Annotated in this window: 21 protein-coding genes and 4 pseudogenes; 12 read left to right on the top strand and 13 right to left on the bottom strand. The window is 66.5% G+C overall.

What is annotated here, in order from left to right; all coding sequences use genetic code 11:
- Positions 1 to 93: 93 nt before the first annotated feature.
- Complete coding sequence (locus ACMTAK_RS21275; protein ID WP_413807688.1) at positions 94 to 789, top strand: tyrosine-type recombinase/integrase; 696 nt, start codon at positions 94 to 96, stop codon at positions 787 to 789.
- On the opposite strand, the gene ACMTAK_RS21270 is transcribed toward ACMTAK_RS21275, so the two are convergent.
- From ACMTAK_RS21270 to ACMTAK_RS21250, 5 genes are all read right to left on the bottom strand, one after another.
- On the bottom strand, positions 704 to 1,039 hold the full coding sequence (locus ACMTAK_RS21270) for a deoxyxylulose-5-phosphate synthase (protein WP_413807687.1): 336 nt from the start codon (positions 1,037 to 1,039) through the stop codon (positions 704 to 706). The two genes, ACMTAK_RS21275 and ACMTAK_RS21270, sit on opposite strands and share 86 nt — an antisense overlap.
- Before the next feature lie 103 nt (positions 1,040 to 1,142).
- Positions 1,143 to 1,409 (bottom strand): hypothetical protein, encoded by a 267-nt coding sequence (locus ACMTAK_RS21265; RefSeq protein WP_413807686.1) that lies wholly within the window; start codon positions 1,407 to 1,409, stop codon positions 1,143 to 1,145.
- A 527-nt stretch (positions 1,410 to 1,936) separates the two neighbouring features.
- On the bottom strand, positions 1,937 to 2,068 hold the full coding sequence (locus tag ACMTAK_RS21260; RefSeq protein WP_413807685.1) for a hypothetical protein: 132 nt from the start codon (positions 2,066 to 2,068) through the stop codon (positions 1,937 to 1,939).
- A 574-nt stretch (positions 2,069 to 2,642) separates the two neighbouring features.
- Positions 2,643 to 2,786 (bottom strand): DDE-type integrase/transposase/recombinase, encoded by a 144-nt coding sequence (locus ACMTAK_RS21255; RefSeq protein WP_413807684.1) that lies wholly within the window; start codon positions 2,784 to 2,786, stop codon positions 2,643 to 2,645.
- Between the two features lie 70 nt (positions 2,787 to 2,856).
- Entirely contained in the window at positions 2,857 to 3,168 is a 312-nt protein-coding gene (locus ACMTAK_RS21250) for an IS3 family transposase (protein ID WP_413807683.1), read from the bottom strand.
- Positions 3,169 to 3,513: 345 nt separating this feature from the next.
- Between ACMTAK_RS21250 and ACMTAK_RS21245 the strand changes: the two genes are divergently transcribed.
- Positions 3,514 to 4,206: a DUF4232 domain-containing protein gene (locus ACMTAK_RS21245; RefSeq protein ID WP_413807682.1), complete on the top strand. Its 693-nt coding sequence runs from the start codon at positions 3,514 to 3,516 to the stop codon at positions 4,204 to 4,206.
- Between the two features lie 22 nt (positions 4,207 to 4,228).
- Here the strand turns inward: ACMTAK_RS21245 and ACMTAK_RS21240 are convergent, their stop codons facing one another.
- The gene (locus tag ACMTAK_RS21240; RefSeq protein WP_413807681.1) at positions 4,229 to 4,432 is read right to left on the bottom strand and encodes a hypothetical protein; all 204 of its coding nucleotides are present in this window, start codon (positions 4,430 to 4,432) and stop codon (positions 4,229 to 4,231) included.
- Between ACMTAK_RS21240 and ACMTAK_RS21235 the strand changes: the two genes are divergently transcribed.
- A complete protein-coding gene (locus ACMTAK_RS21235) occupies positions 4,425 to 4,550 on the top strand; it encodes a hypothetical protein (protein WP_413807680.1) in 126 nt (41 codons plus the stop codon). The genes ACMTAK_RS21240 and ACMTAK_RS21235 overlap by 8 nt on opposite strands.
- Before the next feature lie 590 nt (positions 4,551 to 5,140).
- Here ACMTAK_RS21235 and ACMTAK_RS21230 read toward each other — a convergent pair.
- The 3 genes from ACMTAK_RS21230 to ACMTAK_RS21220 form a co-directional block, all read right to left on the bottom strand.
- Positions 5,141 to 6,100 (bottom strand): tetratricopeptide repeat protein, encoded by a 960-nt coding sequence (locus ACMTAK_RS21230; protein WP_413807679.1) that lies wholly within the window; start codon positions 6,098 to 6,100, stop codon positions 5,141 to 5,143.
- A gap of 351 nt (positions 6,101 to 6,451) precedes the next feature.
- Complete coding sequence (locus ACMTAK_RS21225; protein WP_413807678.1) at positions 6,452 to 6,709, bottom strand: hypothetical protein; 258 nt, start codon at positions 6,707 to 6,709, stop codon at positions 6,452 to 6,454.
- Between the two features lie 206 nt (positions 6,710 to 6,915).
- Positions 6,916 to 7,056 (bottom strand): hypothetical protein, encoded by a 141-nt coding sequence (locus tag ACMTAK_RS21220; protein WP_413813279.1) that lies wholly within the window; start codon positions 7,054 to 7,056, stop codon positions 6,916 to 6,918.
- Between the two features lie 871 nt (positions 7,057 to 7,927).
- Here ACMTAK_RS21220 and ltrA point away from each other — a divergent pair.
- Positions 7,928 to 9,190, top strand: coding sequence for a group II intron reverse transcriptase/maturase (gene ltrA, locus ACMTAK_RS21215; protein WP_413807677.1), 1,263 nt, complete (start codon positions 7,928 to 7,930; stop codon positions 9,188 to 9,190).
- A 232-nt stretch (positions 9,191 to 9,422) separates the two neighbouring features.
- Here the strand turns inward: ltrA and ACMTAK_RS21210 are convergent, their stop codons facing one another.
- Complete coding sequence (locus ACMTAK_RS21210; protein ID WP_413807676.1) at positions 9,423 to 9,878, bottom strand: transposase; 456 nt, start codon at positions 9,876 to 9,878, stop codon at positions 9,423 to 9,425.
- A gap of 176 nt (positions 9,879 to 10,054) precedes the next feature.
- Positions 10,055 to 10,612: pseudogene (locus tag ACMTAK_RS21205) on the bottom strand (transposase); the annotation flags it as partial.
- Positions 10,613 to 11,003: 391 nt separating this feature from the next.
- On the opposite strand from ACMTAK_RS21205, the pseudogene ACMTAK_RS21200 reads away from it, so the two are divergent.
- The 3 genes and pseudogenes from ACMTAK_RS21200 to ACMTAK_RS21190 form a co-directional block, all read left to right on the top strand.
- A pseudogene (locus ACMTAK_RS21200) lies at positions 11,004 to 11,411 on the top strand (transposase); the annotation flags it as partial.
- Positions 11,412 to 11,883: 472 nt separating this feature from the next.
- Complete coding sequence (locus ACMTAK_RS21195) at positions 11,884 to 13,458, top strand: glycosyl hydrolase (protein WP_413807675.1); 1,575 nt, start codon at positions 11,884 to 11,886, stop codon at positions 13,456 to 13,458.
- A 299-nt stretch (positions 13,459 to 13,757) separates the two neighbouring features.
- Entirely contained in the window at positions 13,758 to 15,131 is a 1,374-nt protein-coding gene (locus ACMTAK_RS21190; RefSeq protein WP_413807674.1) for an RICIN domain-containing protein, read from the top strand.
- A gap of 76 nt (positions 15,132 to 15,207) precedes the next feature.
- Here the strand turns inward: ACMTAK_RS21190 and ACMTAK_RS21185 are convergent, their stop codons facing one another.
- Positions 15,208 to 15,579 carry a DUF4913 domain-containing protein gene (locus tag ACMTAK_RS21185; protein ID WP_413812958.1) on the bottom strand — a complete coding sequence of 124 codons (372 nt, stop codon included), beginning with the start codon at positions 15,577 to 15,579 and terminating at the stop codon, positions 15,208 to 15,210.
- Positions 15,580 to 16,086: 507 nt separating this feature from the next.
- Here ACMTAK_RS21185 and ACMTAK_RS21180 point away from each other — a divergent pair.
- From ACMTAK_RS21180 to ACMTAK_RS21160, 5 genes and pseudogenes are all read left to right on the top strand, one after another.
- Positions 16,087 to 17,206: pseudogene (locus ACMTAK_RS21180) on the top strand (IS1380 family transposase); the annotation flags it as partial.
- 1,348 nt (positions 17,207 to 18,554) lie between these two features.
- Complete coding sequence (locus tag ACMTAK_RS21175) at positions 18,555 to 19,727, top strand: hypothetical protein (protein ID WP_413807673.1); 1,173 nt, start codon at positions 18,555 to 18,557, stop codon at positions 19,725 to 19,727.
- A gap of 458 nt (positions 19,728 to 20,185) precedes the next feature.
- Positions 20,186 to 21,561, top strand: a pseudogene (locus tag ACMTAK_RS21170) (IS1380 family transposase).
- A 276-nt stretch (positions 21,562 to 21,837) separates the two neighbouring features.
- A complete protein-coding gene (locus ACMTAK_RS21165; RefSeq protein WP_413807672.1) occupies positions 21,838 to 23,001 on the top strand; it encodes a hypothetical protein in 1,164 nt (387 codons plus the stop codon).
- Positions 23,002 to 24,093: 1,092 nt separating this feature from the next.
- Complete coding sequence (locus ACMTAK_RS21160; RefSeq protein WP_413806490.1) at positions 24,094 to 24,720, top strand: GrpB family protein; 627 nt, start codon at positions 24,094 to 24,096, stop codon at positions 24,718 to 24,720.
- 81 nt (positions 24,721 to 24,801) lie between these two features.
- Here the strand turns inward: ACMTAK_RS21160 and ACMTAK_RS21155 are convergent, their stop codons facing one another.
- Positions 24,802 to 25,923 carry an IS630 family transposase gene (locus ACMTAK_RS21155; RefSeq protein ID WP_413806491.1) on the bottom strand — a complete coding sequence of 374 codons (1,122 nt, stop codon included), beginning with the start codon at positions 25,921 to 25,923 and terminating at the stop codon, positions 24,802 to 24,804.
- Positions 25,924 to 25,976 lie beyond the last annotated feature (53 nt).

Here is a 25,976-nt window from a genome sequence, read left to right as displayed (position 1 = left end):
AGACGTCTCGGGAGCTGGTCAGCCGCCGTCGTACACCCGGGCTCGGCCAGGCTGCCGGCACTCTCCACCGGGATCGGCTCCACGCCGGTCCTCATGAGAGCGGCGTGCAGCAGTCCGTCCAACGTCGAGGACGACGGCAAGCTCTACCTCGACACGCCTAAGAACCACGAGCGCCGGTCAGTACCGATCCCGCGCTTCCTGGCCGAGGAGTTGAAGCCGCACGTCCAGGGGCGGGGAGACGAGCAGTTGCTGTTTACGGCACCGCAGGGCGGCCCACTGCGGGCCCGGAACTTCCGGCAGCGGTTCTTCGCGCCGGCTGTCGGAAAGGCCGGGCTGGACCATCTCAAGGTCACCCCGCACAAGCTGCGTCATACGGCGGCCTCGCTCGCCATCGCCAGTGGCGCGGACGTCAACGTCGTCCAGACCATGCTGGGCCACACGTCCGCGACGCTGACCCTGGACACGTACGGGCATCTCTTCCCGGACCGTCTGGACGAGGTATCGAAGAAGATGCACAAGCGCCGCTCCAAGCAACTGGCCAAGGCGAAGGCCAAGTTGGAGAAAGCGGAGAAGAAAGCCCGCAAGGCTGCCGAGGCCGTGGCCGTCCTGGAGGATCCCGCGCGTGATATGTGCCTTATCCGTGCTGTGTATGACAGCAGGGGTCGCTTCGGCGGTGCGGCGGAACGCCCCTGCTTTCGGGCTGCTAGGGCAGGTCGCGGCGGACCAACGCCTGAGCGAACGGTTCTCCGGTGGCCCGGGCGTAGGCCATCCGCTCGCGCACCTCGCTGAGGGTGCGTGGGCGGTAGCCGGGGCCGCCGCAACAGCTCTTGTGGAAGCGCACACCGGCGTGCAGCAGCACGGAGAGGGTGCGCCAGGCGGCGGTGTCCCGCCTCTTGGGTGCCGCGAAGGCGGAGCCGACGTGGATCAGTGGTTCGGCGCAGCGTGGACAGACTCGGTCGTGGTCGTGGTGGCCGGGGTAGGGCTGCTTGTACGAGGCCCGGCAGGGCAGGCAAACGTACGAGGTCTTTCCATGGGCCATGCGGGAAGGGTAGAGCCACCACAGGGGCGGGCTCGACAGATTTCCGGCATGCTGCGCAGCTCTTCAGTAAAGGTGGGGCGGCGATGGCCGACCGTACTTGCTTCTACTCGTCCCTTCGGAGTGCTGCGTCGACGGCGTCAGCAGCATCCCTCGCGGCCAGCTCGCTGATCTCTCTGGGGACCTCGCGGTCGTCGTACACGAAGAGTCTTGCGTCGACGACGCGGGTCTTCGGCTGCCAGCCGAGACGGCGGCCCGCCTCGCGTGCAGCACGACGGACGTCGTTCAGTTCGCCCATCTCCTCAAGATCGCCGCTGCTCAGGATCAGCTGCCCGTGGTAGCCCCGGTAGCGAGGCTTCAGTGAAGCCTGCATCAGGCTCTCCAAGCGGTCGACCAACTGCTCGTACCGGCGCCGGGCCAGCTCGTCCCTCTCGGGCGTCTCGCACAGCTCCCCACCTCTGCTCGCAGCCGCATGTGTGCCATATGTGTGCTGCGAGTACGAAGGCCCTCCCGTCCGTCGGACGGAAGGGCCTCTGAACAGGCGTTTTGCTGTGCCCCCGGCAGGGCACCACACAGCAGGATGACCCCACTGACCTGCGGAATTTGGTCGGCAGGCTGGTGACCAAGGCCAGTTTCGTACCCGTGTCGTGGGGCGGAGCGGGCCGATGAATGGCGAGAGGTCGACACGCGTCGGTGGCCGGTCGGGAGCAGCTCCGGCCGGCGCGTCGGCTGTTGGTCTTCTCCAGCCTGATGACCTTGGCTTTGAAGGTGACGGACCCCTGCTGGCGGGTCAGAATGGCAAGACCGCTTTCGATGCGGTTGGGCCGTTGCTGTTGATCGGTTGGGCAGAGGTGGGTCCGGGGCTTTTTGCAGGCCATCAATGGTGCCGGGGGTCGGACGTCACGTGAGTCCGAGAGGGTAGATGTCCCGGAGTGTCCCGAAGATCGTGCTGCGGTGATGGTCAAGCAGGAGAGCGCCGATGGCGACCAGCGGTATGGCCGGGTCCTGGCGGAAGATGGTCAGCTCGGTCAACTCGCGGCTGATGGGGGACGGTCTTCTGGAGCGTGCAGTGGCAGAAGATGCGTGGCATTGGCAGACGTATCAGCGGCCAATCTCATCTGAGACGCTACGGAAGCGACTACACGGTGGGGCGGCTAGGTCCCGGATGTTGGTGTCCATGGTGCGCTCGGCAAGGATCGGTAACGTGACGATGGAGGCGTCGTCTGCCCAAAGTGATTCTTCAACTCCGTAGCCGGCTCACCAAGTTGCCAGTGTGGGCGAGGATGGGTCGAGGTAGAAGGGCCTCTGTGGTGCCCTGCGGCGGGGCCTCCGCAGGTGTTGGGGCGGCGTTGCTGCTTCGTGTCGTTTCACGCCATGGCGGGGGGGCGACTCATGTTCTTGCGACATGATTTGGACGGTGTCGAAGCTGAAGAATTTGCGGGGTGGATCTCGAAATGCATATACCTGGAATGCGTGACTTTGTGAAAGTGCTTCGTGGGGGATCTGTTGCCAGATAGACATGCAGGTCATGGAGCCTGCTCCCCGCGCCCAGGAGGATGAATGATCACGCCCTTGACGTCGCCGCCGCGGGTGGCGTGTGCCATGTTCAGGGCGGCGACGATGAGTTCGGCGTCGTGGTGGGCGCGCCCATCGCGTAGCCGAGCAGGCGGCGCGAAAACAAGTCGATCACGGTGGCCAGGTAGAGCTTGCCCTCACTGGTGACGATCTCGGTCATGTCGCCGCACCACACTTGGTCGGGGAGTCCGCGGTGAAGCCGCGGCGCACGAAGTCCGGGGCGGCGGCCCGCTTGCCGGGCCGGGTCAGGCTCCGGCGTCGGCGGATCTTCCGTCGGCCAGGCCGAGGTCGGCCATGACCTTGGCGACGGTGTTCACCGACACGCGCCAGCCCTCGCGCACGAGCGTGATCCACACCTTCGGCGAGCCGTAGGTGCCGCCCGAGGCGTCGAAGACGTGTCGGATCGCGTCGGCCAGTTGGCCGCGCCGTACTTCGCGGGCGGTGACGGGCTTGTCGCGCCACTTGTAGAACCACGACTCGCTCACGCCCAGGGCGCGGCAGGCCACGGTGTACGGGATCTTCTGTTCGGCCTTGCAGTCGCTGATCACCTCGGCCACGGCGGCTGAGTCCGCCGCAGCTGCTTCACCCACAAGGCCATGCAGCGTTTGAAGACATCACGTTCCATCTCCAGCTCGTTGCACTTGGCCAGTTGAGCGTGGACGGTGCTGCCCGCCGGTGGTGGCCATGAGGCAGAAGAGACTGTGCGGTGCGGCGTGCGGGCCCAGATCCACGGTGAGGAACTCAAGGCCGCCTACGGCCCGGCCTTACCCGTTCGCACGCGGTGTGTTTGCGGAACGTGAGTGAGACGTTTCCAGAACGTCGGTGGCTCCGGGAAAAGTGGTGTCCACACTGCGGGAGCGGCCAAAGAAGACTCCCGCACGAAACGCAGGGGGAACCCGATTATGCGTACCTCCCGGATTCGCACCGTCACCCTGACCGCCGTCACCGCCGCGCTGGCGCTGGGCCTGACCGCCTGCGGCGGCGCCGACGGCGGCTCGAATGCCGCGAGCAGCGACAATACCGCCGGTACCGCGCAGACCCGGTCCGAGTCCGACGGGGACGGCAAGGGCGACGCGAAGCAGGCCGACGGCGGCGGTGACACCAGGGTGGGCGCGCGCTCGACGACCGGCTCGGGTGGGTCGGACGAGGTCACGAGCAAGGCCACGACGGCCGACGCCCAGCAGTGCCGCGGCGACGGGATGCGGATCACCGCGGTGCACCGGCTCGCCGGGCAGCAGGGCGACCACCTGCTGATCACCGCGTCGAACGCGAGCGCCGAGCCATGCTGGGTCACCTCGTACCCGGCCGTGAAGCTCGGCGACGATGGCGCCGTACTGCCACACTCGAAGAAGGACAACCCGGGCGGCGACAAGCAGATCACGCTCCAGCCCGGCGGCACGGTATACAGCGCGGTGAACCTCTTCGACTACGGCTCGGAGAACCAGACGGCGCAGTCGTTCGCCATGGCGCTGCGCGGCGCGGACGGTCACGACGGCCCCTTCTACTCCGTCGCCACCAAGGGCGAGAAGCCGCAGTTCAGCTGGAACGAGGCCGACGTGCTGAACTGGAGCACCGAGAAGCCGTACGATTTCTGACGGTCCGTCGGTCAGTGACGCGTCAGTTCGGGACGCACCGCACGACGCGTCCCGAAATCCGCCGGCACGCCGTCGGTGTGCCGGCGATCGTGTCCGGCTGGTCGTGGGAGGGGACGCCGAACCTTCCGATGCTGAGTGGGAGCAGGGTGACCGGGTCGTGGGCGGCGTGACTGTCGATCAAGGCCGCGTCGACGGGGCGGCCGTCGAGGGTGACACGGATGTCCATGGAAGTGTTCCTCTGGGAGTCGGATGGAGCGCTGGACGCCGATGCCTCCTGCCGCGCCGCCGACGAGACCGGCCCGGAGGGCCAGGGGCAGAGCGCGTCGTGGAGCATGGCCGCGTAGGCACTCGGAGGCGACAGGACGAACCGGACGATCACGACTTCGGCGGATCCCGGGGAGGACTGACCACCAACGTCCACCTCGCCTGCGACGGCAAGGGCCGTCGGCTCGCGACCCTGGTGCCGCGGGGCAACGCCACTACAGCAGCTGCGCATGCCCGCTGCTTGAGCACATCCGGGCGCCCCGTATCGGTCGGGCCGACCGCGCTGCCGACCAGACCATGTGGTCGTGGACAAGGCCTGCGCCCCTGTACTGCGATGGCAACGGCGGTCACGACCAGTACCAGATCTGGTATCACCGTCGCTGAGGCCACAGCGCGGGCGCCACGCGCCCGACCGGGCCACCCGTTCACGCACGTGAACGGGTGGCCCATGCCTCCCCCTTCGTGGCACGAGCCACCCGCCCCGGAGCTGGGGAGAATCCCTTGAATCGGCTCTGAGCTGGGGTTTCCTGTCTTATATGGCGTGCCATGTGTTGACGGGTTGATGAGTCCCGCACTCCCAGCGGCTCCCCGAACTCCTCGGCTCCTCCCCGGGAAACGCGTGGAAACGGCCGCCGTTCCTGCCCTGTGATCAGGGTGGAACGGCGAGCCGTTACCGTAGGAGCAGCCGCTCCGGCTCCCGTGCGGCTTCGGCGCGGATCTCGACGGCGGCCCGACCGACCCGGTCGGCCATTTGGCCTGCGCTTTCGGCCCGGGGCGCGGGATTCGGGTCCGGGTCCGGCTCACGTGCGTCCAGGCGGCGGAGCTTGCCGCGGACCGCCTCGGCCTCCGGACGGCCGGACTCCTCGAAGAGCGCCAGCGCCTGCTGCCATCGGGCGCGAGCCGCCAATAGCCGGCCCGCGTCCAAGAGGACATCGCCGAGGACATCGAGGGCGACGCCTTCGACCCAGCGGTAGCCGGTGGCGTGCAGGACCCTCAGCCCACGCCGCAGGTAGTCGGTCGCCTCGTCGGAGCGGCCCAGCCGGTGGCAGGCGTCACCCAACTGGGCCAGGGCGATGCCCTCCACCCACTTATCGCCGTTGGCCCGGGAGAGGACCAGCGAGCGGTTGAGGTAGTCCAAGGCAAGGTCGAGCCCGTCCGACTGCAGATACGCGACACCCAGGCCGCTCATGGCCTGGGAGCTGCCGTAGTTGTCCCCGAACTGCTGGTAGAGCACCATCGCCTCCCGGTAGTTCTCGATGGCCTCGTCGAACCGGCGCATCGTCGTTTGCGCGACGGCCACTTCGATGAGACTCCGTGCCTCGCCCCTTCGGTCATCGGCCTGGCGGGCGCTCTCAAGAGACGTCCGTGCGAAGTTGAGCCATTCGTTCAGATGGCGGCGGAGGTAGGAGAACCCCCACAGGGAGGCGGTCAGTTGCCACGCGAGGTCGGGCCGACGCGATTCGGCGGCCTGGTGCACCATGGCGACGAAGTCGGGGCGCTCGATCTCGCACCACCGCAGTGCCTGGTCGCGCGAGGTGAACGTCATGGGCCGGGGTCCGAGATAGAACGGGCGATGGCCCGGGGAGAGGTGGCCGTAGACGGAAGCCGCCGTGTGCAGGTACCAGTGCATCAGCCGCTCCACGGCCCGGTCCCGCTCCTGCGGCGGCTCTTCCGTGGCGACGCGATGGTGCCGAGCGCGAACCCGGGGTTGGTCGCGGCACGTTTTCCCGGACGTTATCCACAACGGACCGGTCAGTGGATCAAGGCTTAGCCGAGTGTCCCCCCGGAGCGTTCCGGGGGGACACTCAGCCTAGAAGATCACTCCGAAACAGGCAGGCAGACCCTGCTTCCCTGGGCGGTGAATGGATCGAGGGGGATCAAGGAGGCACGGGCCGCCCGTTCACGTGCGTGAGCGGGCGGCCGGATCGGCGGTTGGGCGCGCCGCGCCGGGATGGCCGACCTGCGCTGTGCCTCAGGGGGGTCAGTAGCGGTAATAGACGTCGTAGTGGCCGCGACCCTCGCCATCGCACCACACGTCTTTGACCCCGGCCGGCGCGCTGAGGGTCTGATCGAGCATGCAGCTGCGCCACGAGTTGTACGTTTCACCGCCCACCGGCTCGCCCCAGCCTTCGCCCGCCGGCGGGGGGGTGGCCTGAGCGGGGCTCGCGGTCAGCGGAATGGTGATGGCTGCGGCGCCGACGGCGAGGGCGGTGGCGATTCGAGAGCGCCAGGACTTCATACGTTCTCCCACAAGCTATGGATGGTTCGATGGTTGCATGGGCAGCGGCCGGTACCGGCCGGAAGGCGCCCCGCTGCCCTTCCGGAAGCACCACGGATCCGCTCCGCCAACGGTTCAGTCGCAAGCGGTACTTGAGGGCATCCTTCGCGCGACGCTGCCCCCGGCCAGCGGACCAGGGGCAGCGCAGGGGTCACACGGGGCAGGAGCTACTCCGCCATCGGCAGATACACGCGGTTGCCCGCCTCCGCGAACTCGCGGGATTTCTCTGCCATTCCGGCTTCCACTTCCTCCTCCGACAGCGACAGGTCGGCGCCGTGCTGGTCGCGGATCTCGTGGGAGATCTTCATCGAGTAGAACCTTACTAGAGCCACCCATGTCTAGATTGCTCTCCCGACGGCAAGAAGCCGACTCTGAGGGGGAGATGTGGCAGCACGGATGAGGTAGTCAGCGGACTCCGGGGGTCCCGACGGACCTGCCCTCAGTGGCAGAGGTCAACGCGATGCTGGCAGCGGCCCCCGCCCTCAAGTGCGTCGTCTGCTACGCGCGCATCTCCTTCGACGGACGAGCGAAGGACGCCCACGGCATCGCGGACCAGCACCGCGGACTTGCCGCGACGGCTAAGCCTCGATCCACGTGTGTCACGAACGCCGAGAGGAGCCTGATGTAGGAGGAGCTTCTCGAAGCGATGCTGTGTAAGAGATGAGGGTTGGCCCCTCGGAATCGGCCTGCGGAGGCAGATTCCAAACCGCCCACTGCTGCGTTAGCTGAAGACTGTCGTGGTGAGCGATGTGGGAAAAGGCGCACAAGATGCGTCAGGTAGGGATCAGGAAGACGAGTGTCATAGCCATTGAAGTGTCGAAAGAGGCATGGTTGGCATCGAAACCGGAGCATGTGGATAGCTCCGGGAAGGGCCTGGAGGGTGTCCGCTTACCGGCCAGGTGGTGCCCGGCATAGAGGCGACGTGAGCCTGATCTGCTGCTCTTATACGGAACGTGAGAAAGCGTGCCCTGATACCGCCACCCTGGTTTTCCAGGGGCAAGAGGAAGCGTTCCAAGCGGCGGAAACCGTGAGGAACTGAGTACCGATGCGGGGTGCGCTGGCGGACTGGCTCGTAGTAGCTGTGAAGCTCCTGCCGGACACGGTGGGAGTGGAGCCAAGGGGCCAGGCCATTCGTAGTTTGTTCGTTCGATCAACCGGATGTTTTCTGGGAGGAGTCGCGTGAGCGAACTGAAGTCGTCAGGCAAGCCGTTTAATATCTCGAAGTGGGAAGTATGGGAGGCGTGGGAGAAGGTCAAGGCCAACAAAGGGGCACCTGGGGTGGACGGATGCTCCATCGAGGACTTTGAGGCCCGGTTGAAGGGCAATCTCTATAAGGTGTGGAATCGCCTGTCCTCGGGGAGTTACTTTCCGCCCGCGGTACTGGCGGTGGAGATACCGAAGCCGCACGGCGGCGGGACCAGGGTGCTCGGTGTGCCTACTGTTGCTGATCGCGTCGCCCAAACGGTGGTGGCCCGCAGGCTGGAAGAGAAGGTCGAACCGGTCTTCCATCCGGACTCCTATGGCTACCGGCCGAAGAGGTCGGCGCTGGACGCGGTGGCGGCATGCCGGGAACGGTGCTGGAAGTACGACTGGGTGATCGATCTCGACATCCAGAAGTTTTTCGACAGCGTGCCGTGGGATCTCATCATCAAGACGGTCGAGGCCAACACCGACCAGCCGTGGGTCATCTTGTACGTGAAGCGGTGGCTTGCCGCGCCAGTACAGATGTCCCACGGGGCCTTGCAGCAGCGGAGCTGCGGGACCCCTCAGGGATCAGCGGTTTCGCCAGTGCTGGCGAACCTGTTCCTGCACTATGCGTTTGATGCCTGGATGGCCCGAGAATTCCCGGGCGTACGCTTTGAACGCTATGTCGATGACGCGGTGGTGCACTGCGTTAGCAGAGCCCAGGCCCAATTCATAGCCAGGGCGATCTCCGACAGGATGGAACAGGTTGGGCTGCGTCTGCACCCAGATAAGACCCGGATAGTGTACTGCCAGGACGGGAACCGGCGGGGTTCATATGAGCACACGTCGTTCACCTTCCTGGGGTTCACGTTTCGTCAGCGCAGAGCGCGAAACAGGAAGGGGCAGAACTTTAGCGCCTTCCTGCCCGCGATAAGCAAGGATGCCCTGAAGAAGCTGAGCGCGGAAGTACGGTCCTGGATACTGCATAACCGCACCGGCCACACCTTCTACGACCTCGCACGGCGCATCAATCCGGTCGTGCGAGGGTGGATGCAGTACTACGGAGCATTTCATCGCTCGGCACTGTATCCGCTCCTATCGCGCATCAACGCCTACTTGGTGCGTTGGATCCGCAACAAGTACAAGCGGCTGCGGGCCGTGAAGAAGGCCATCGAGTGCTGGCGAGGAATTACCGAACGGTATCCCCGCATGTTTGCGCACTGGGTGTGGGTCCCTTCGGTGCCACGCGTCTGGTGACCAGGATGGCAAGAGCCCGGTGACGAGAGATTGTCACGCCGGGATCTGTGGGAGCCGGAGGGTGAGATTCCCTCCGGCCACCCGACCGGTGGCGGTTTGGCGTGATCTTCTGAGCTTTGCAGGGTGGTTCCGGGGGGGTGTTGGCTGGGTGTGGGCAGGGGGTGTTCGCTGGTCTGCCCAGCTTTTCCACGGTGGTTCCGGTCGTGCCCGGTGGGGCGGGTGGACGGCGGGGTCAGGCTGGGTCGGGTGGGCGGTGGATCGTGTCGAACAGTTGCATCCACGCGTCGTGCCAGGGCCATCGTCGGGGCAGGTGGAGCGTGAGGCGTCTGGCGGAGTGGGCCAGGCGGGCGGGGACGTGGACGAGGTGGGTGCGGAGGGTTGTGGTGGTGGCCTTCGCGTGGAAGACCGAGGCCAGAGCGCCGGCGGCCCGCAGCAGGTTGTAGGACATGGCCCACAGGGTCAGCCAGGCGGCGTTCGCGTTGAACTTCCCCGAGGGCAGGTGGGCCAGAGGTCCGGCCTTGCCGTCGGCGATGACCTGCTCGATGACCGCGTGATGGCGGTGCTGCCGTTCGGCCTGGAGGGTTCCGAACGGGCTGTCGGTGAAGAGGGGGTGGTAGCGCCAGGCGGGGAACAGCTCGCCCTGCTCACCGACGGTGGCAGGTTTGGCCAGGTCACGGACCCGGCGCACGATCGCCGGGCGGTGACCTGCTCGGCCTTCTTTCGGCCGGTGAAGGCGGTGTAGGCCGGAATCTCGGCGACCTGGGCGTCGGAGAGCAGCTCGCCGGTATCGGGATCGACGACTGCCGTGGTGTCGCGGATGGGCTGCCAGGCAGTTTCGTCGAGGGAGGCGACGGCCCGGTTGATGGAGGGGTTCATCCCGGCCGTGATCGAGAAGTGGGCTCCGGTACGGCGGCAGGCGGCGACCACGTCGGCGTTGTAGAACTGGCTGTCCGCGCGCAGGACGCGGGTACCGGTGCAGCCGGCCTCTCCGGCGGTGGCCAGGGCTTCGGTGACGAAGCGTTCGGCTCCGCGGGAGTCGGCGGCTTTGCCCTGCCGCGGCCGGACGGCGGCGATCACCGGCCGGGTGGTCGGGGTGCAGACGGTGGCCAGTAGTGGGTGCAGAGTGCGGATGCCCTTGAACCGGCCCACCTGGGCGCCCTGTTTGGCGGGTCCGAAGCCCCGCTTGTGGGTGGAGTCGACGTCGATGAACGCGACCTGCCCGGCGTCGGGCAGCAGCGGGGTGTGAGCGGCCACCTCCCGCAGGAACCTGCGGTGGACCGCGTGCAGTTGCAGCCTGTGGCCGTGGGTGAAAGACCGCAGGAACGTGCCCAGCGTCGAGGGGCCCGTATCTGGTCGAAGAGCTGCGGCATGGCCCCGTGCCGCAGCCGGCCGGCGTCCTGGATGCTGTCCGCCCCCGCGCACATCGCCGCGACCAGCGAGGTCACCTTCGCCGCCGGATTCGCCCCGCCGCTGTTGCCGGCACCGCAGATGCCTACCGACTCGCGGACCAGCGCAGACAGCCGCCCCCGCTCGGCAAGCCGTATCACCGGAAGCAGCCCCGCGTCCGTGACCAGGTTCCGGTCATCGAATCTGACCGAGACCGTCGATGCGGCATGGGAAGATTGCATCTCGCGGGTGTTCTCTCAATCGGGTGCAACGGAACTCTAGGAAGTCCCATCACCCCAGGTCAGAGGACACCCGCGCCCTCATGTCCGGCTACTGGGCCCACCATCGACCGGTGGATCGAGGCTAAGCGAGTGGACCTTTAGAAGCAGATGCCCGAGCATGGACGGTTCACCGGGTTGACCCCAGCGTGTCGCGGCCGTCCTCTCGGGGGCGCGATGGACGGCCGGGGCCGGAGCCGCTCCCTTCCGTCGGGTCCGGTCGAGACCCTACGGCGGAAGCAGGCGAGGAGCGTCCGGTGGGAGTCGGCGGTCCTCGACCACCGGACGCCGAGCCGGGACAGGAAGCCGGACACTCGCGGCACCGGACGCCGTCCCCTGTCGGCTGCACAGATGACACGGATGGAAGCCAAGAACGGTTCAGCGCGTTGGGGTGGGCTCGTTGGACCGCCAACGCCGTGTGGCTGGAGCTGCCGCTGACCGCGATCGACCTGCTCGCCTGGACCCGCACCCTGGTGCTGGACGGCGAACTCGCCGACGCCGAACCGAAGAAACTCCGCTACCGGCTACTGCACGCCGCCGCCCGCATCACCCGAAGTATGAGCAGCCTGACCTGCTGCGACAGCCTTTGTGGATCTCCCCGGCAAGGGTAAGGGCAAGGGGCGGCCGGACGGCAGGGTGCAGGACGATCCCGGCGGTGAGGCGTCGGGCAGCGACAACCAGCGTGTTAAGGACGGACAAGACGGGCCCGGGCGCCAAGCTCAGGCTCTTCACGTGCGGCGATTGCGACGACCACTCCGTGGCCCGGCTCGCCTGCACAACAGTGGCGGACACCCTCACCCGGCCAGCATCCAGTGGCGCTTCGTGAAGAACTGAGCCCACGTCGGCCGCCGATCAGCTCTGATCAAGCACAGTCCTCATCTGATGAACCGTTTGCTCCGCACATACGTCGTGCCTGCGCAGGCTACCCCTGGCTTGAGAGGCTGATTTATGCGCGTGAGATCACTTCGATCACTTACCCCACGATCACTTCGACCGCTACTGCTCGCCTTCCTCCTGATCGTCGTCGGCGTGACAGCCGCGTCTGCGGCGGTGTTCCAGGGCTCTTCCGGCAAGGACCGGGACCAGGTCACCGGGGTAGCGGCAGCTGGTGACGCGGAGCACACCGTCACCGTGCGGAACGAGACGAGCAGCCGTATCTGGGTCGGCGCGGGGGTCAATGCCGACGGCTCGGCCCCGCTCACCGGGCTGCCGACGCTGGACCCGGGCAAGTCCGCCACCATCAAAATCCCCGAGCGCTCGGACGCCGGGCACTGGCGCGGCAAACTCTTCCCACGCCAGGGCTGCTCCGGGAAGAGTGGCAGTACGTTCCACTGCGAGGTGGGCGACTGCGGGCCGTACGCCGACCGCTGCTCCACCGGTGAACAGCCCGTCAGCCTCGCCGAGTTCAACTTCGACACGCGCGACAAGTCGGCGCCCTGGTACAACGTCAGCTACGTCAACGCCGTCTCGACGCCCATCACCATCAGCCCCGATGGAGCCAAGCCGCCCGAGAACGGCGGCGAGTGTTCCGATGTGGGCTGCCCCACAGATCTGCTGGCCGTCTGCCCGCCCGAGAACCTGACCAAGGCCCAGGGCACGGGTAAGCCGCTGGTGTGCGTCAACCCGAACCGGGACGCGAAGACCGCCTACAGCGACGCGCTCACCCAGAAGTGCCCCACGGCGTACGCATGGTCCAAGCACGACGCGGAGGGCGGCAACCAGGTCGTGCGCCAGTGCAGCAAGTGCAGCGGCCTGACGGTCACCTTCCATGGCGACGGCGCTTCCGAGAAGCCCAAGCCCAAGTCCGACCCCAAGCCCAAGCCCAAGCCCGGCCACGGCGACAAGCCGGACCCCGGCCGAAACCGCGCGCTCGTGCCCGGCAAGGGCGTCGGCGTCAACGCCGCCGACGGCTCCGCCCAGGCGCTGAAGGACTCCGGCGTGTCCTGGTACCACAACTGGACCTCCTCCACCGGCAAGGTCGCCAAGCCGAAGGGCGTCGAGTTCGTCCCGACGATCTGGGGCCCCGGCTCGGTCAACGACGCGGAGCTGGGCAAGGCCGCCAAGGAGGGGAAGAACCTCCTCACCTTCAATGAGCCCGACTTGTCCTCGCAGGCCAACATGTCGGTCGAGCAGGCCCTTGACCTGTGGCCCCGGTTGGAGAAGACCGGTCTGAAGCTGGGAGCCCCGGCGGTCGCCGCCAACGCGGACAAGCCCGGCGCCTGGCTGGACCAGTTCATGAAGGGAGCCGCGAAACGCCACTTGCGCGTCGACTTCATCCCGGTGCACTGGTACGGCTCCGACTTCAGCTCCGCCGCCAGCTACCAACTGGCCGACTACCTGGAGCGCATCCACGACCGCTACAAGAAGCCGATCTGGCTGACCGAGTACGCCCTCAAAGATTTCAGCAAACAGGGCGCCTCCCGCTACCCGAGCGAGAAGGAGCAGACCCGCTTCATCAAGTGGTCGACGGATGCACTGGGAGTCCTGCCCTACGTGAAGCGCTACGCGTGGTTCGCCCTCTCCAAAACCAAGTCCAACTCGACCGGCCTCTACGACGGCACCACCCCGAACGCCAGCGGTAACACCTACCGCGACGTGGGTTGATCCGTAGCAGCCCCTGGTGAGCGGCTGCTCGTATCGCAGACGGACTCGCCGTGGCCCATGGCCCATCCCCCGGGTCACGGCGAGCCCAAGGCCGGGCGGGAAATGGTTCAACGTCCGCCCACCGAGCCGGAGGCGGCGTACGGTCGCGGCGCGGAGTTGAACTGTTTTGAACCGTTTCCCCACGGAGCCCGTTGCGGTGTGCGGGACCGCCGTGGCGCCCTGTCCGTGACCGCTTCCTGAGGACCGCGACGGACTCGGACCGAGGCCACGCGGTCGGGCGATATCAGGAAGGGATGGTCATGAGCCTGGGTGAAGAACCGGATAAGCCGAAGACCGGGGACGAGCGCCACGCGGCGGGGGAACCGGCGGATCTCGATGAGCCGGAGTCCATCGGGGAGCCGCCCGAGACGTCCTCCCCGCTTGCCGTGATCATCTCCGGTGACGGCTCCGCCACCATCGACGGTGTACCGGTACCGGTGGTGGGGGAGGAGCAGGTCGACACCGCGATTCTCGACACGTTGCACGGGTATGCCCGCGGCCGGAACGCCCCCGTGACGGCGACCATCTCCGATCCCTCCGAGGGGTATGTGGTCATCGTCGAGGTTGCGCCCGACGGTTCCAGCCGGCTGTTGGAGCAGCACGGGGAGGAACCGGACGGGGACGAGACGCGCGAATTCGCCGGGCCCGGCGCGTACCTCGGCCCCTCCGGTGTCGAGGCCGGGCCACCCGATGCGCCCGATGCCTCTGACGTCCCCCCTGTCTCCGACCTCTCCGACCTCCCCGATGTCGGTGTTGTCGACGAGTTCGACGACTTTGGCGACGAACCGGTCTCGACGCCGGGCCCCGCACAGTCGGCGCTCACGACCCCGGTTCCCAGCTCGGGTCTCGAGCGGAAACCGGTCCGCAGGAGGCAACTGGACCAGTCCGATGACGAGTACGAGTCGCCCGGGTTGCTCAAGCGGCCCCTGTTCGTCGGGGTGGCAGGTGTCGTCCTGGCGGCGGTCGTCGTGGTGCCGCTGATAGTGATCGGCAGCTCGGGAGGCGGCGGGGAGCGGAACCTGGCCTCCGGCGCGACGGAGAGCGCGGACAAGACTCCGCCCACGCCGTCCAAGTCCGCGTCACCGTCGCCTTCGGGCTCGCGTTCCTCCTCGCCGTCCCCGTCGGCCTCCCCATCCGCCGCGCCGAAGCCGACGGACGCCCCGAAGGCCGCGGTGGATCCCCGAACCTACAAGGGCGGGATGCTGATCAGGAACAAGAAGTACGGCCTGTGCGTGGACCTTCCCGGCTCCGGCAGGAGCGCACCGGAGACCAAGGTCCAGGACGGCGCCTGCAAGAGCGAGGACAACCAGGGGTGGGTCCTGAACGTGGTCTCCCAGGGTGGCGGCAGAGCCGACCAGTATCTGATCCGCAATTCCAAGTCCGACCTCTGCCTGGACCTGCCGGGCAACGGCTCCGCTTCTGAGGGCGCACACATGGGCATGTCCAGCTGCAACAACAGCAAGGAGAAGGACAACCAGCTCTGGTGGCTCGGCAAGCGCTCCGACGACTCATACCGGCTCCGCAACCAGAAGAGCCGCCTGTGTCTCACCACGGAGAAGAGCGCGAACTCCAAGGTCACGATCTCCAAGTGCGGCGAAGCGGAAGACCAGGAGTGGAGTTTCGTCGAGAGCTGAGCCGGGCCCGGCGACGGCGAAGAGCGGATGTACGCACCGTGCGTATATCCGCTCTCGACTGTCCGTCATGCCTCCGTCATGTCCCGGGGGGTGGTGGAGGCGGCGGGCCGAAGGGGTCGACGGCGTCGACGGGAGGCTTCTCCATCGAGCGGTGGGCTCCTGGCTTGCAGGCGGCGAAGGGGCCGTTCGGGTCCCGCAGGACGCCCATGACGGGGATCATGTAGTCGCGGTGCCAGTTGGCGGGCCCGCACATCCCGGAACCGGGCCCGGTCAGCTCCCCCCAGGCCAGCCACAGCCCATGGAGCTGGGCGACCGCTTCCGGGTGCTCCCACCAGCGGGAGCACCAGGGTGCCGTGGAGGTGACCTCCCTGCCGTAGACGGGCAGCAGGACGTGGTGGGTCCACAGGGTCAACTGCCGCAGGTTCCGCGCGTATTCAGGCCCGTCCATGTAGAGGATGAAGTGCGGCCGGGGCGGGGGCGGCGGGCTCTCCTTCTCCTGAGGAGCGGCGCTGTCCGTCGTCGCGCCGCCCTCCTCCGCGGCGGGTGCCTCGTCCCGCTCCTCCTCGGACACCTCGGGGGCCTCAGTGGACATGCCCGTCCTGCTCTCTCTCGGCGGCTTCAACTTGGCTGGTGCCCTGGCCACCACGTACGCCCGCCCCATACGGTTCACCGGCCGGTCGGCCGCGGCCTCGAGGGACTGCGAGTCGAGCCTGACTTCTTCGGGCCGGTGGCCTCGGATCCTGACCAAGCGGTGACGGCGTTAACCTCGCGCTTTCACGTGGCAGTGTGTCCGGTAGGTGATCAGAAACGCGAAGAGTGCTCCTGACCTGCAACGATGAGACTTGTCGAGGGTCCAGGTCGTCGCATGAAAGAAGCACTCTCCAGGTGAAGAAGCCTATAGGGTCCTACCCGCGTGTCCGTACCGAAGGCGGTGGTCGCGGGGTGGTCTCCCAGGCCGGCGGTGTTCGGGCCGGTGGCCTCTGATCCGAGAGTGTCCCGGCTGATTGACGCGCTGGCAGCGGGCGGGAAGCGTGCGCTGACCGGACTGCGGCAGGCCCGCGCTCAGGTCCGTGAACGTGTATGGCGGTTGGCCGGGGAGGTGGCGCCGGATGCGTCCGGGCAGGTGGTCGTGGACCTGGACGGGGTGCTCGTCCTCGCGCATTCCGAGAAGCAGGATGCGGCCGCGACCTGGAAGAAGACGTTCGGGCACTATCCGCTGATGGGGTTCGTCGACCACGGCCGGGGCGGGTCCGGTGAGCCGGTGGCCGGGCTGCTGCGGCCCGGGAACGCGGGCAGCAACACCGCTGCGGACCACATCGAAGCCGCCCGGCTCTCGCTGGCGCAGTTGCCGAAGGAGTACCGGCGCGGACGGCGGACGCTGATCCGCACGGACTCGGGCGGGGGCACCCACGAGTTCGTGGGCTGGCTGCCCGCCCGCGGCCGGTGGCTGTCGTACTCGGTCGGCATGACCATCACCGACGCCATCCACCAGGCAGTTTTGCAGGTTCCGGCGTCGGCCTGGACGCCGGCCGTCGAGCCCGACGGCGAGATCCGCGACGGCGCCTGGGTGGCCGAACTCGACGGCGACTGCCTCAAGGGCTGGCCCGAGGGGATGCGGCTGATCGTGCGGAAGGAACGGCCGCACCCCGGCGCCCAGTTGCGTTTCACCGACGCGGACGGCATGCGCCTGACCTGCTTTGCCACCAACACCAGGAACGCTCCGGTCGCCGGGCTGGAGCTGCGGCACCGTCAGCGGGCCAGAGCGGAGGACCGTATCCGCTCCGTCCGCGCGACCGGCCTGCGCAACCTGCCCCTCCACGAGGCCGCACAGAACCAGATCTAGCTGGAGATCGTCCAGATCGCCCTAAACCTGCTGGCCTGGATGCCGATGCTCGCCCTCACAGGCTCAGCCCGCCGGTGGGAGCCCCGCCGCCTGCGGCTGCGGCTGTTCTCCGCGGCCGCTCAGCTCGTCACCACGTCGCCATCGCATCCTCCGCTTCGCCAGGCACTGGCCCTGGACCGGCGTGATCACCGATGCCATGCAACGGCTCGCGGCCCTGCCGAACCCCGGCTGACCAGCACTTTTCCGTCCCTACGAGCAGCACCACCCCGCCCGGAGCCGTGGAACCCGGCGCCCACCCGACGCGACAGCCGGGCCACCAGCCTGCCCACCTGCAAAAGTCTCCACCCCGGACAACCCCAAAGGGTCCGTCAGCAAGCTGACGAACCCTCATGCAAGATCGAGGCTAGCATGTCTTTTTTCGACTCAGAGTATGGGTGGTCGGGCGATCGCGCACCATGCGCCCGTTGGACTGGTCGGCGCGCAGGGTTGGAGGCCTCGGTCGGCGGGATGCGGTCGTCGTGCCGGACCTCTGCGTGTATGCCAGGCCGACCACGCCTCAGATGTTGAGATGAACGCGCCAGTACCTCGACCCTCAAGGAGTCGGGGTGGATGCCGCTGGAGCGGCTGGGCGGCCAGCCACGGTTGCACCACGTTTCGTCAACACACCGCCGCTTGGCGAACGTGCTCTGGACAGAGCCGCTGCCACTGCGCGCTGGATCCCGTAGAGGTGCCCATATAACAATCCGGCAGGTCGAGGTGCTGACGGATCCGGTCGAACGCCGCTGTTGCCAGTCGTCGGCTCGCGGGTGAATGAGTAATCTGCCACCGCCTGATGGTGTGGGTGCGGAGTGGATTATTCCGGTTCGAGGGCTGTGGTCTGGTGGGCTGACCGGATGGGTGAAGCATGGAAGGACCGGCACCGGTCTGTGAGCGGACATCAGGAGTGCCTATGCCATGCGGGAAACCGCGAACCCGATCCTCCACCGGTCCGGAATCCGGTGGACCTCCCTCCCGCGCAGCGTGTCGCCCAAGAGCGCGATGTCCTACTTACTTCGCCGCCTGGCGCGACGACGGAACCGGCCAGACCATCCATGAACTCCTGCGCTGCCGTGTCCGTGAACGCGCCCGGCGCCGAGAAGACTCGGACCTGGCGATGCTGGACATACAGAGCGTCCACGCAGCCGCCGGTCCCCGCCGCCACGACCGGACACCATCCGGCTCAAACAGGTACCGGGCCGCAAGCGTGGCCTGGCCGTGGACATCCGGCCAGGCCATCGCGGTCGTCGTCCTCGCCGCGAACATCCACGACAACCCCGTGGGCATCGTCCTGCTGCGCGAGGCTGCCGTGAACGCCAGCCGGCATGTCAAGCGTGCTGGTCGTGACGGTGACTGTTGTTCCTGCTTCAGCTCCGGTACCGCTATGACGTCCTCGACGGAGGCACCACCGGCACCCGTCTCCCGCGCCAGCCAACAGGACGACATCACGCATTGAAAGCCGAGACGAGTTGAACCGATCAGCCGCCGAGCACGTGGAGGGAGGAGCCAGCATCTTCGTACAGTCCACAAAGGAGCGCTCAAACATGGCGTCAGATCAGGAAATCGCCGATGGAGTCGAAAAATTGTACACGAGAGGCTTCGTGCCGAAAGGACACCTGCCGAACTACTACCACAAGCCCCCATTCCGTGGCGCGGATGATATTGCGCGGATTTTGCGGGAATTTAGGGATAAGGGCAGAGCGGTAGGCCCACTGGCGGCACAAGCCCTGACGCGCCACGCAGAAGTACCCTTGGAGAAACGACGAAATAAAAAAGGTGAAGACGTAGTAAAAATTCCCAAACGCGTGGAAACTGTCTACGAGCGCGAAAAGCGGGAAAAGATGGAGGGGCGGGCTGCGGCCCTCGAGAGGCTTTATGGGCTGAACGGGGAAACCGCCCAGATACCGAAAAGACGGCTACCATTTAACGACCGGTCTCCTCTCGGGAAATATCTGCACGACGCACAGATCCAACAGACGGAGCTAGCCGTTCCACTGGAGCGGGTACTGCGGTCCGCGGAAATCCCTTTGAAGCCACGCCACGACAGAGATGGTAGAGTCAAGTATTACACGATTCACCCAGAGGCGAAACGGGTGAAAGTGGATCCAATCATCATGGAGACTGCTCAGGCCAGTGCTTCCCCGTCGAAAGACGAGTCATGGCAGGACCTTATAGATTTCAGCGGGGGACAGGAAGTTCCGTCGCAGGGCTCCACGCGGCAGAGCCCGTCTGACCAGTACGGTTCTGCCGAGGCCGGCCCCTCCTGGCAAAGTTCCGTTGCGGACCACGCGCCGCTCAGTCCGTATGACCAGTACGGTTCTGCCGAGGCCGGCCCCTCCTGGCAGGGTTCCGTTGCGGACCACGCGCCGCTCAGTCCGTATGACCAGAACTTCCAGTATCCGGCTGCCGACCACTCTCAGGCGATGTCTGGTCCCGTTCAGGAGACGGCCTTGCAGGATGTGGCTTTCTCCCAGACGTACACCGCGGACGACCAGTTCCAGCCCTCGGGCTATCATGATGACCAGCCCGCTCACTGGATGGATTCCATAACTGACCCATCCCACGTGTCCGTAGCTGACTACGGACCACCCAGCGACTTCGCCCAATCCGTCGGCAAGAAGAGCAGGTCACATAAGTCGCGCCACCACAACCACCACAACCACCACAACCACCACGAGCAGCAGAGAAAGGGAAAAGGGAAGTCCCATCACCACTGACCTCGCACTTGAACCGCCCTCCTTCCCTCAATCGGCGCCCCCACGAGCCGACAGCCGGAAACTGCGGTTGGCCATCACGCCTCAAAAATCAGGAATGTGTCCAATGCAGGTGTCTACGCACCCGAGGCAGAGCCTCGTGCACACTCCTGGAGGCCAGAAGGCCAGGGCTGCGTGCGGAATTGGAGGAGAATTCCCGGTGACAGGGCCTGATGAGGTCGATGAAGGAACGGGTCCTGGATGCCGGTATGGACAATGAACAGGATCCAGCACAGCACCTGTCGGTCCGGGACAAGCGTGCGGGTCCGGGTGCCGAAACCGCCGTTCCATCTTCGCTAACCTCGCGCTTTCACGAGGCGGGCTGTCCGGCTGGTGATCAAGAAGGCAGAAAGTGCCTCTGACCAGCGAGAATGAGGATTGCTGAGGTCCTTGTTCCCGCCACCGCCGGAGGCACTTTCCAGGTGAAGAAGCGTATCGGGTCCTACCCGCGTCTCCGCGTCGAGGGCGGCGGTCGTGGAGTCGTCTCGCAGGCCGGGGCGGTGCTGCTGGTCGAGACGGTCCGCAAGTCCGGTCTGGATGCGGCGATATCGGCGGCGCTTGTGCCGTGGCGCAGGCCGCGGACGGTGCACGATCCGGGCAAGATCGTGCTGGATGTCGCGCTAGCGGTGGCGCTGGGCGGGGACTGCCTGGCCGATGTGGGCATGTTGCGGGGCGAGTCGGCCGTGTTCGGGCCGGTGGCCTCTGACCCCACGGTCTCCCGGCTGATCAGCAAGCTGGCGGCGGGCGGACAACGGGTCCTGGCCGCGCTGCACACAGCCCGTGCTGAAGTACGCGAACACGTATGGCGGTTGGCCGGTGCCGCAGCGCCGGACGCGGGCGGGCAGGTGATCGTGGACATCGACGGGGTCCTCGTCCTGGCGCACTCCGAGAAGCAGGACGCCACCGCGACCTGGAAGAAGACGTTCGGGCACCACCCGCTGATGGGGTTCGTCGACCATGGCTGCGGCGGGTCCGGAGAACCGGTCGGGGCACGCTGCGGCCCGGCAACGCCGGCTCCAACACCGCCGCTGACCACATCGAGGCCACGAAACTGGCCCTGGCCCAGCTGCCCAAACGGCTCCGGCGCGGACGGCAGACGCTGATCCGCATCGACTCCGGCGGCGGCACCCACGAGTTCGTCGCCTGGCTCGCCCAGCGCGGCAGGTGGCTGTCGTACTCGGTCGGCATGACCATCACCGACGCCATCCACCAGGCCGTCCTGAAGGTCCCGGCCTCGGCCTGGACGCCAGCCGTGGAACCTGACGGCGAGATCCGCGACGGCGCGTGGGTCGCCGAACTCGCCGGCGACTGCCTGACCGGCTGGCCGAAAGGGCTACGGCTGATCGTGCGCAAGGAACGACCGCACCCCGGCGCCGAACTGCGCTTCACCAACGCCGACGGCATGCGGTTGACCTGCTTCGCCACCAACACGGCGGGCGAGGCGATCGGCGCCCTCGAACTGCGCCACCGGCAGCGGGCCCGTACCGAGGACCGCATCCGCGCCGCCCGCGCCACCGGCCTGCGCAACCTACCCCTCCACGACGCCGCACAGAACCAGATCTGGCTGAAGATCATCCAGATCGCCCTCGACCTGCTCGCTTGGATGCCCCTGCTCGCCCTGACCGGGACCGTCCGCCGATGGGAACCCAAACGCCTGCGATTGCGGCTGTTCTCCGCCGCCGCCCAGCTGGTCACCACCGGCCGCCACCGCTACCTCCGTCTCGCCTGCCACTGGCCCTGGACCGACGTGATCACGAGCGCGTTCGACCACCTTCGGGCCCTGCCCGACCCCGGTTGACCAGCGACAACGCCCTATCCCGACGAGTACCTGACCACTTCCGGAGCTGTGGGACCCGGTGCCCACCCGGCGCGACAGCCGGGCCACCGGCCTGCCCATCATCGTCTGGACAAGCCGAAACAGCCCGCCAGAGAAACCGACGGACCGTCACGAAAGATCGAGGCTAACAGGACGACATCACGCATTGAAAGCCGAGACGAGTTGAACCGATCAGCCGCCGAGCACGTGGAGGGAGGAGCCAGCATCTTCGTACAGTCCACAAAGGAGCGCTCAAACATGGCGTCAGATCAGGAAATCGCCGATGGAGTCGAAAAATTGTACACGAGAGGCTTCGTGCCGAAAGGACACCTGCCGAACTACTACCACAAGCCCCCATTCCGTGGCGCGGATGATATTGCGCGGATTTTGCGGGAATTTAGGGATAAGGGCAGAGCGGTAGGCCCACTGGCGGCACAAGCCCTGACGCGCCACGCAGAAGTACCCTTGGAGAAACGACGAAATAAAAAAGGTGAAGACGTAGTAAAAATTCCCAAACACGTGGAAACTGTCTACGAGCGCGAAAATCGGGAAAAGATGGAGGGGCGGGCTGCGGCCCTCGAGAGGCTTTATGGGCTGAACGGGGAAACCGCCCAGATACCGAAAAGACGGCTACCATTTAACGACCGGTCTCCTCTCGGGATATATCTGCACAACGCACAGATCAAACAGATGGAGCTACCCGTTCCACTGGAGCGGGTACTGCGGTCCGCGGAAATCCCTTTGAAGCCACGCCACGACAGAGATGGTAGAGTCAAGTATTACACGATTCACCCAGAGGCGAAACGGGTGAAAGTGGATCCAATCATCATGGAGACTGCTCAGGCCAGTGCTTCCCCGTCGAAAGACGAGTCATGGCAGGACCTTATAGATTTCAGCGGGGGACAGGAAGTTCCGTCGCAGGGCTCCACGCGGCAGAGCCCGTCTGACCAGTACGGTTCTGCCGAGGCCGGCCCCTCCTGGCAAAGTTCCGTTGCGGACCACGCGCCGCTCAGTCCGTATGACCAGTACGGTTCTGCCGAGGCCGGCCCCTCCTGGCAGGGTTCCGTTGCGGACCACGCGCCGCTCAGTCCGTATGACCAGAACTTCCAGTATCCGGCTGCCGACCACTCTCAGGCGATGTCTGGTCCCGTTCAGGAGACGGCCTTGCAGGATGTGGCTTTCTCCCAGACGTACACCGCGGACGACCAGTTCCAGCCCTCGGGCTATCATGATGACCAGCCCGCTCACTGGATGGATTCCATAACTGACCCATCCCACGTGTCCGTAGCTGACTACGGACCACCCAGCGATTTCGCCCAATCCGTCGGCAAGAAGAGCAGGTCACATAAGTCGCGCCACCACAACCACCACAACCACCACGAGCAGCAGAGAAAGGGAAAAGGGAAGTCCCATCACCACTGACCTCGCACTTGAACCGCCCTCCTTCCCTCAATCGGCGCCCCCACGAGCCGACAGCCGGAAACTGCGGTTGGCCATCACGCCTCAAAAATCAGGAATGTGTCCAATGCAGGTGTCTACGCACCCGAGGCAGAGCCTCGTGCACACTCCTGGAGGCCAGAAGGCCAGGGCTGCGTGCGGAATTGGAGGAGAATTCCCGGTGACAGGGCCTGATGAGGTCGATGAAGGAACGGGTCCTGGATGCCGGTATGGACAATGAACAGGATCCAGCACAGCACCTGTCGGTCCGGGACAAGCGTGCGGTCCGGGTGCCGAAACCGCCGTTCCATCTTCGCTAACCTCGCGCTTTCACGAGGCGGGCTGTCCGGCTGGTGATCAAGAAGGCAGAAAGTGCCTCTGACCAGCGAGAATCAGGATTGCTGAGGTCCTTGTTCCCAACACCGCCGGAGGCACTTTCCAGGTGAAGAAGCGTATCGGGTCCACAGTTCCGTGAACCCCAGGTCGGCGGAGGGAACGCGGGATCATTTCGGCGGAGGTTCCCTGCCCTGACGAGGGAGACCGTTGAAGGTGTGCTGCTTCCCGGGGCCGGTGTGCGAGTGGAGCGCGTCATCACTCCTCCGACGCCCTTGTCGTGGAGGTGGTGCGCCTTTTCTGTCCTCGGTCCGAGCTGGCTGGACGCAGGGTCAGGGCGGCCGAGCGAGGCGCGTGATGCGCGTGGTCGAGCACCGGCGCCGGCGGACGGTTCACCGACCGCCGGCCGCGGCGCCGAGGGTGAATCTGTGCGGGTCCCGGCTCTGTTGGGCGGCGGGGGCCGAGTCACCGGTCTCACCGCGGTGCTCTGGCTTCCGCCCGACGAGGGCTGCTTCACCCTGCTCACCACGTATGACGCGTGACCGCGCTGTCGGCGCTGACCTCCTCGCCCGAGGAGGAGCCACGGCGGCTAGTGCTCTGACCGCATAGGTTCGCCGGGTTGGTGGTCGTGGCGGTTGGATGTGTGGTGGTGCAACGATGGCCACCAGCCGTGCCGGGGCCAACGAGCCACCAATCCATTCCTAAGAGCCCTGGCGCCATGGCCTCAAAGTGACGGGAGCTCCCGTGTCCGAACGGCCCGAAGAGGAAGTGCCGCGCATCCCCATGACCGCCGAGGAGATCGAGGCGGCCCACGTGGTCGCGCCGCCCAAGCTCAACGGCCAGGTCACGCTGCGGGAGTACGACCCGCGGTGGCCCGCGGTCTTCGAACGGGAGGCCGCCCGCATGCGTGAGCGCCTTGGCCACGTCGACCACCGGATCGAGCACGTCGGCTCCACGTCCGTGCCGGACCTGCCCGCCAAGCCGGTCATCGACATGCTCCTGACCGTCCCCGATTCTGGCGACGAGGCGTGCTACGTACCGGCCCTGGAGGGCCTTGGCTTCACGCTCGTCATCCGTGAGCCCGAATGGTACGAGCACCGCGTACTGCGCAAACACGGCCTCGGCCCGAGCGGCGAATCAGCCAACCTGCACGTCCTGCCCGAGGGCTGCCAGGAAGTCGTCCGTATGCTGCGCTTCCGCGACCGGCTGCGCACGGACAGCGGCGACCGCAAGCTTTACGCGGACGCCAAGCGGTCGCTGTCCCGGCAGTCCTGGGAGTACATGCAGAACTACGCCGACGCCAAGTCCGAGGTCGTTGCGGCGATCCTGGACCGGGCGATGGCGGGTGGTAGTTCCGGGCCGGAGGCGTAGGCGGGCGGGCGGGCGTCGGTCTCAGGCATAATTCCCCTGCAGACTCGCGCTGCGGTCGGAAACGATCACTGGGTTGGCTGGTCAGGCCGCGGTGGTGAGGGGGCGTCCTCCCCAGCGGATGCCTCTCTCACTGCGGATGCGGGCGCGTTCCTTGCGTTCGGCGGCCAGAACGTCGCGGTGGCGGGCGTTGGCATTGCGCCAGCGCAGGTAGGCGTGCAGGGCCCGGGTCTGCACGGTGTGGTTGTGATAGTTCGAGTTGGCGATGGTGAACTGCCGCAGCGGTCCGAAGTGGGCCTCGATCGGGTTCGCCCACGAGGCGTAGGTCGGGGTGAAGCACAACTCGACCTTGTTCTTCTTCGCCCAGCGGCGGATGTCGGCGCCTTTGTGGGCGGACAGGTTGTCCAAGATGACATAGATCGGTGCGCCATCGGGCCGGGCGGCACGGATCGATTTCAGCGCGGCCAGCGTGTTCACGGCACCCTTCCTGCGGTGGTTGACGCCCCACAGGCGGTCGTCGCCGACCGAGTAGCAGCCGTGGAAGTAGCGCACCCCGTGGGTGCGGTGGTAGGTGGCCGGCAGCCGGTCGGGATGTCTCCGTTCGGCCCAGCCCGAGCCCGCGGTGGGCCGGATCCCGAGCGGGCCGAACTCATCGAAGGCGAACACGCGGTCGGAAAAGCGGTCCAGGACCTCTTCGATCCGGTCCAGCTTCGTCTCCCGTTCGGGGTCGGGTGATTCCTTCCAGGTCTTGGTGCGTTGGAAGGTGACACCGCGGCGGGCGAGCAGGCTGCGTAAGGTCTCACGGCCGATGCGGATGATCCGGCCGTGGACTTTCCGCAGATAGGCGACCAGTTTGCGCAGCGACCAGCGGGTGAAAGGCTGGCCGAGCTTGGTGGGGCGGGTGGTGGCCGTCGCGATGACGAAGTCCTCGTCATCAGGGCTGAGTTGGCGGGGACGGCCTCCCGCCCATTGAGGGTCCAGACAGGCCAGGCCGATCTCGTTGAACCGGTGGATCACATCCCGGACGGTGTCCTCGTCGGCCTGCACCAGCTGGGCGATCACCGGCACCCGGTTCCCGCCCGCCGAGGCCAGCAGCATCATTGCCCGCCGGTAGCGCACCGAGCTGGTGCTGCCCCGGCGTACGATCTGCTGCAGCTTCTGCCCCTCCTGGTCGGTCAGTCTGCGCACACGGACAGGCTCAGCCACCGCGCCTCCAGCGGTCGGATCGGATGTCACCACACATCCAACCGCCACCACCG

The sequence above is a fragment of the Streptomyces lacaronensis genome, assembly GCF_047337785.1.
Classification (GTDB): Bacteria; Actinomycetota; Actinomycetes; order Streptomycetales; family Streptomycetaceae; genus Streptomyces; species Streptomyces lycopersici.
Note: the sequence above shows the minus strand (reverse complement) of the source record. Positions and strands in the feature narration are given on the sequence as shown.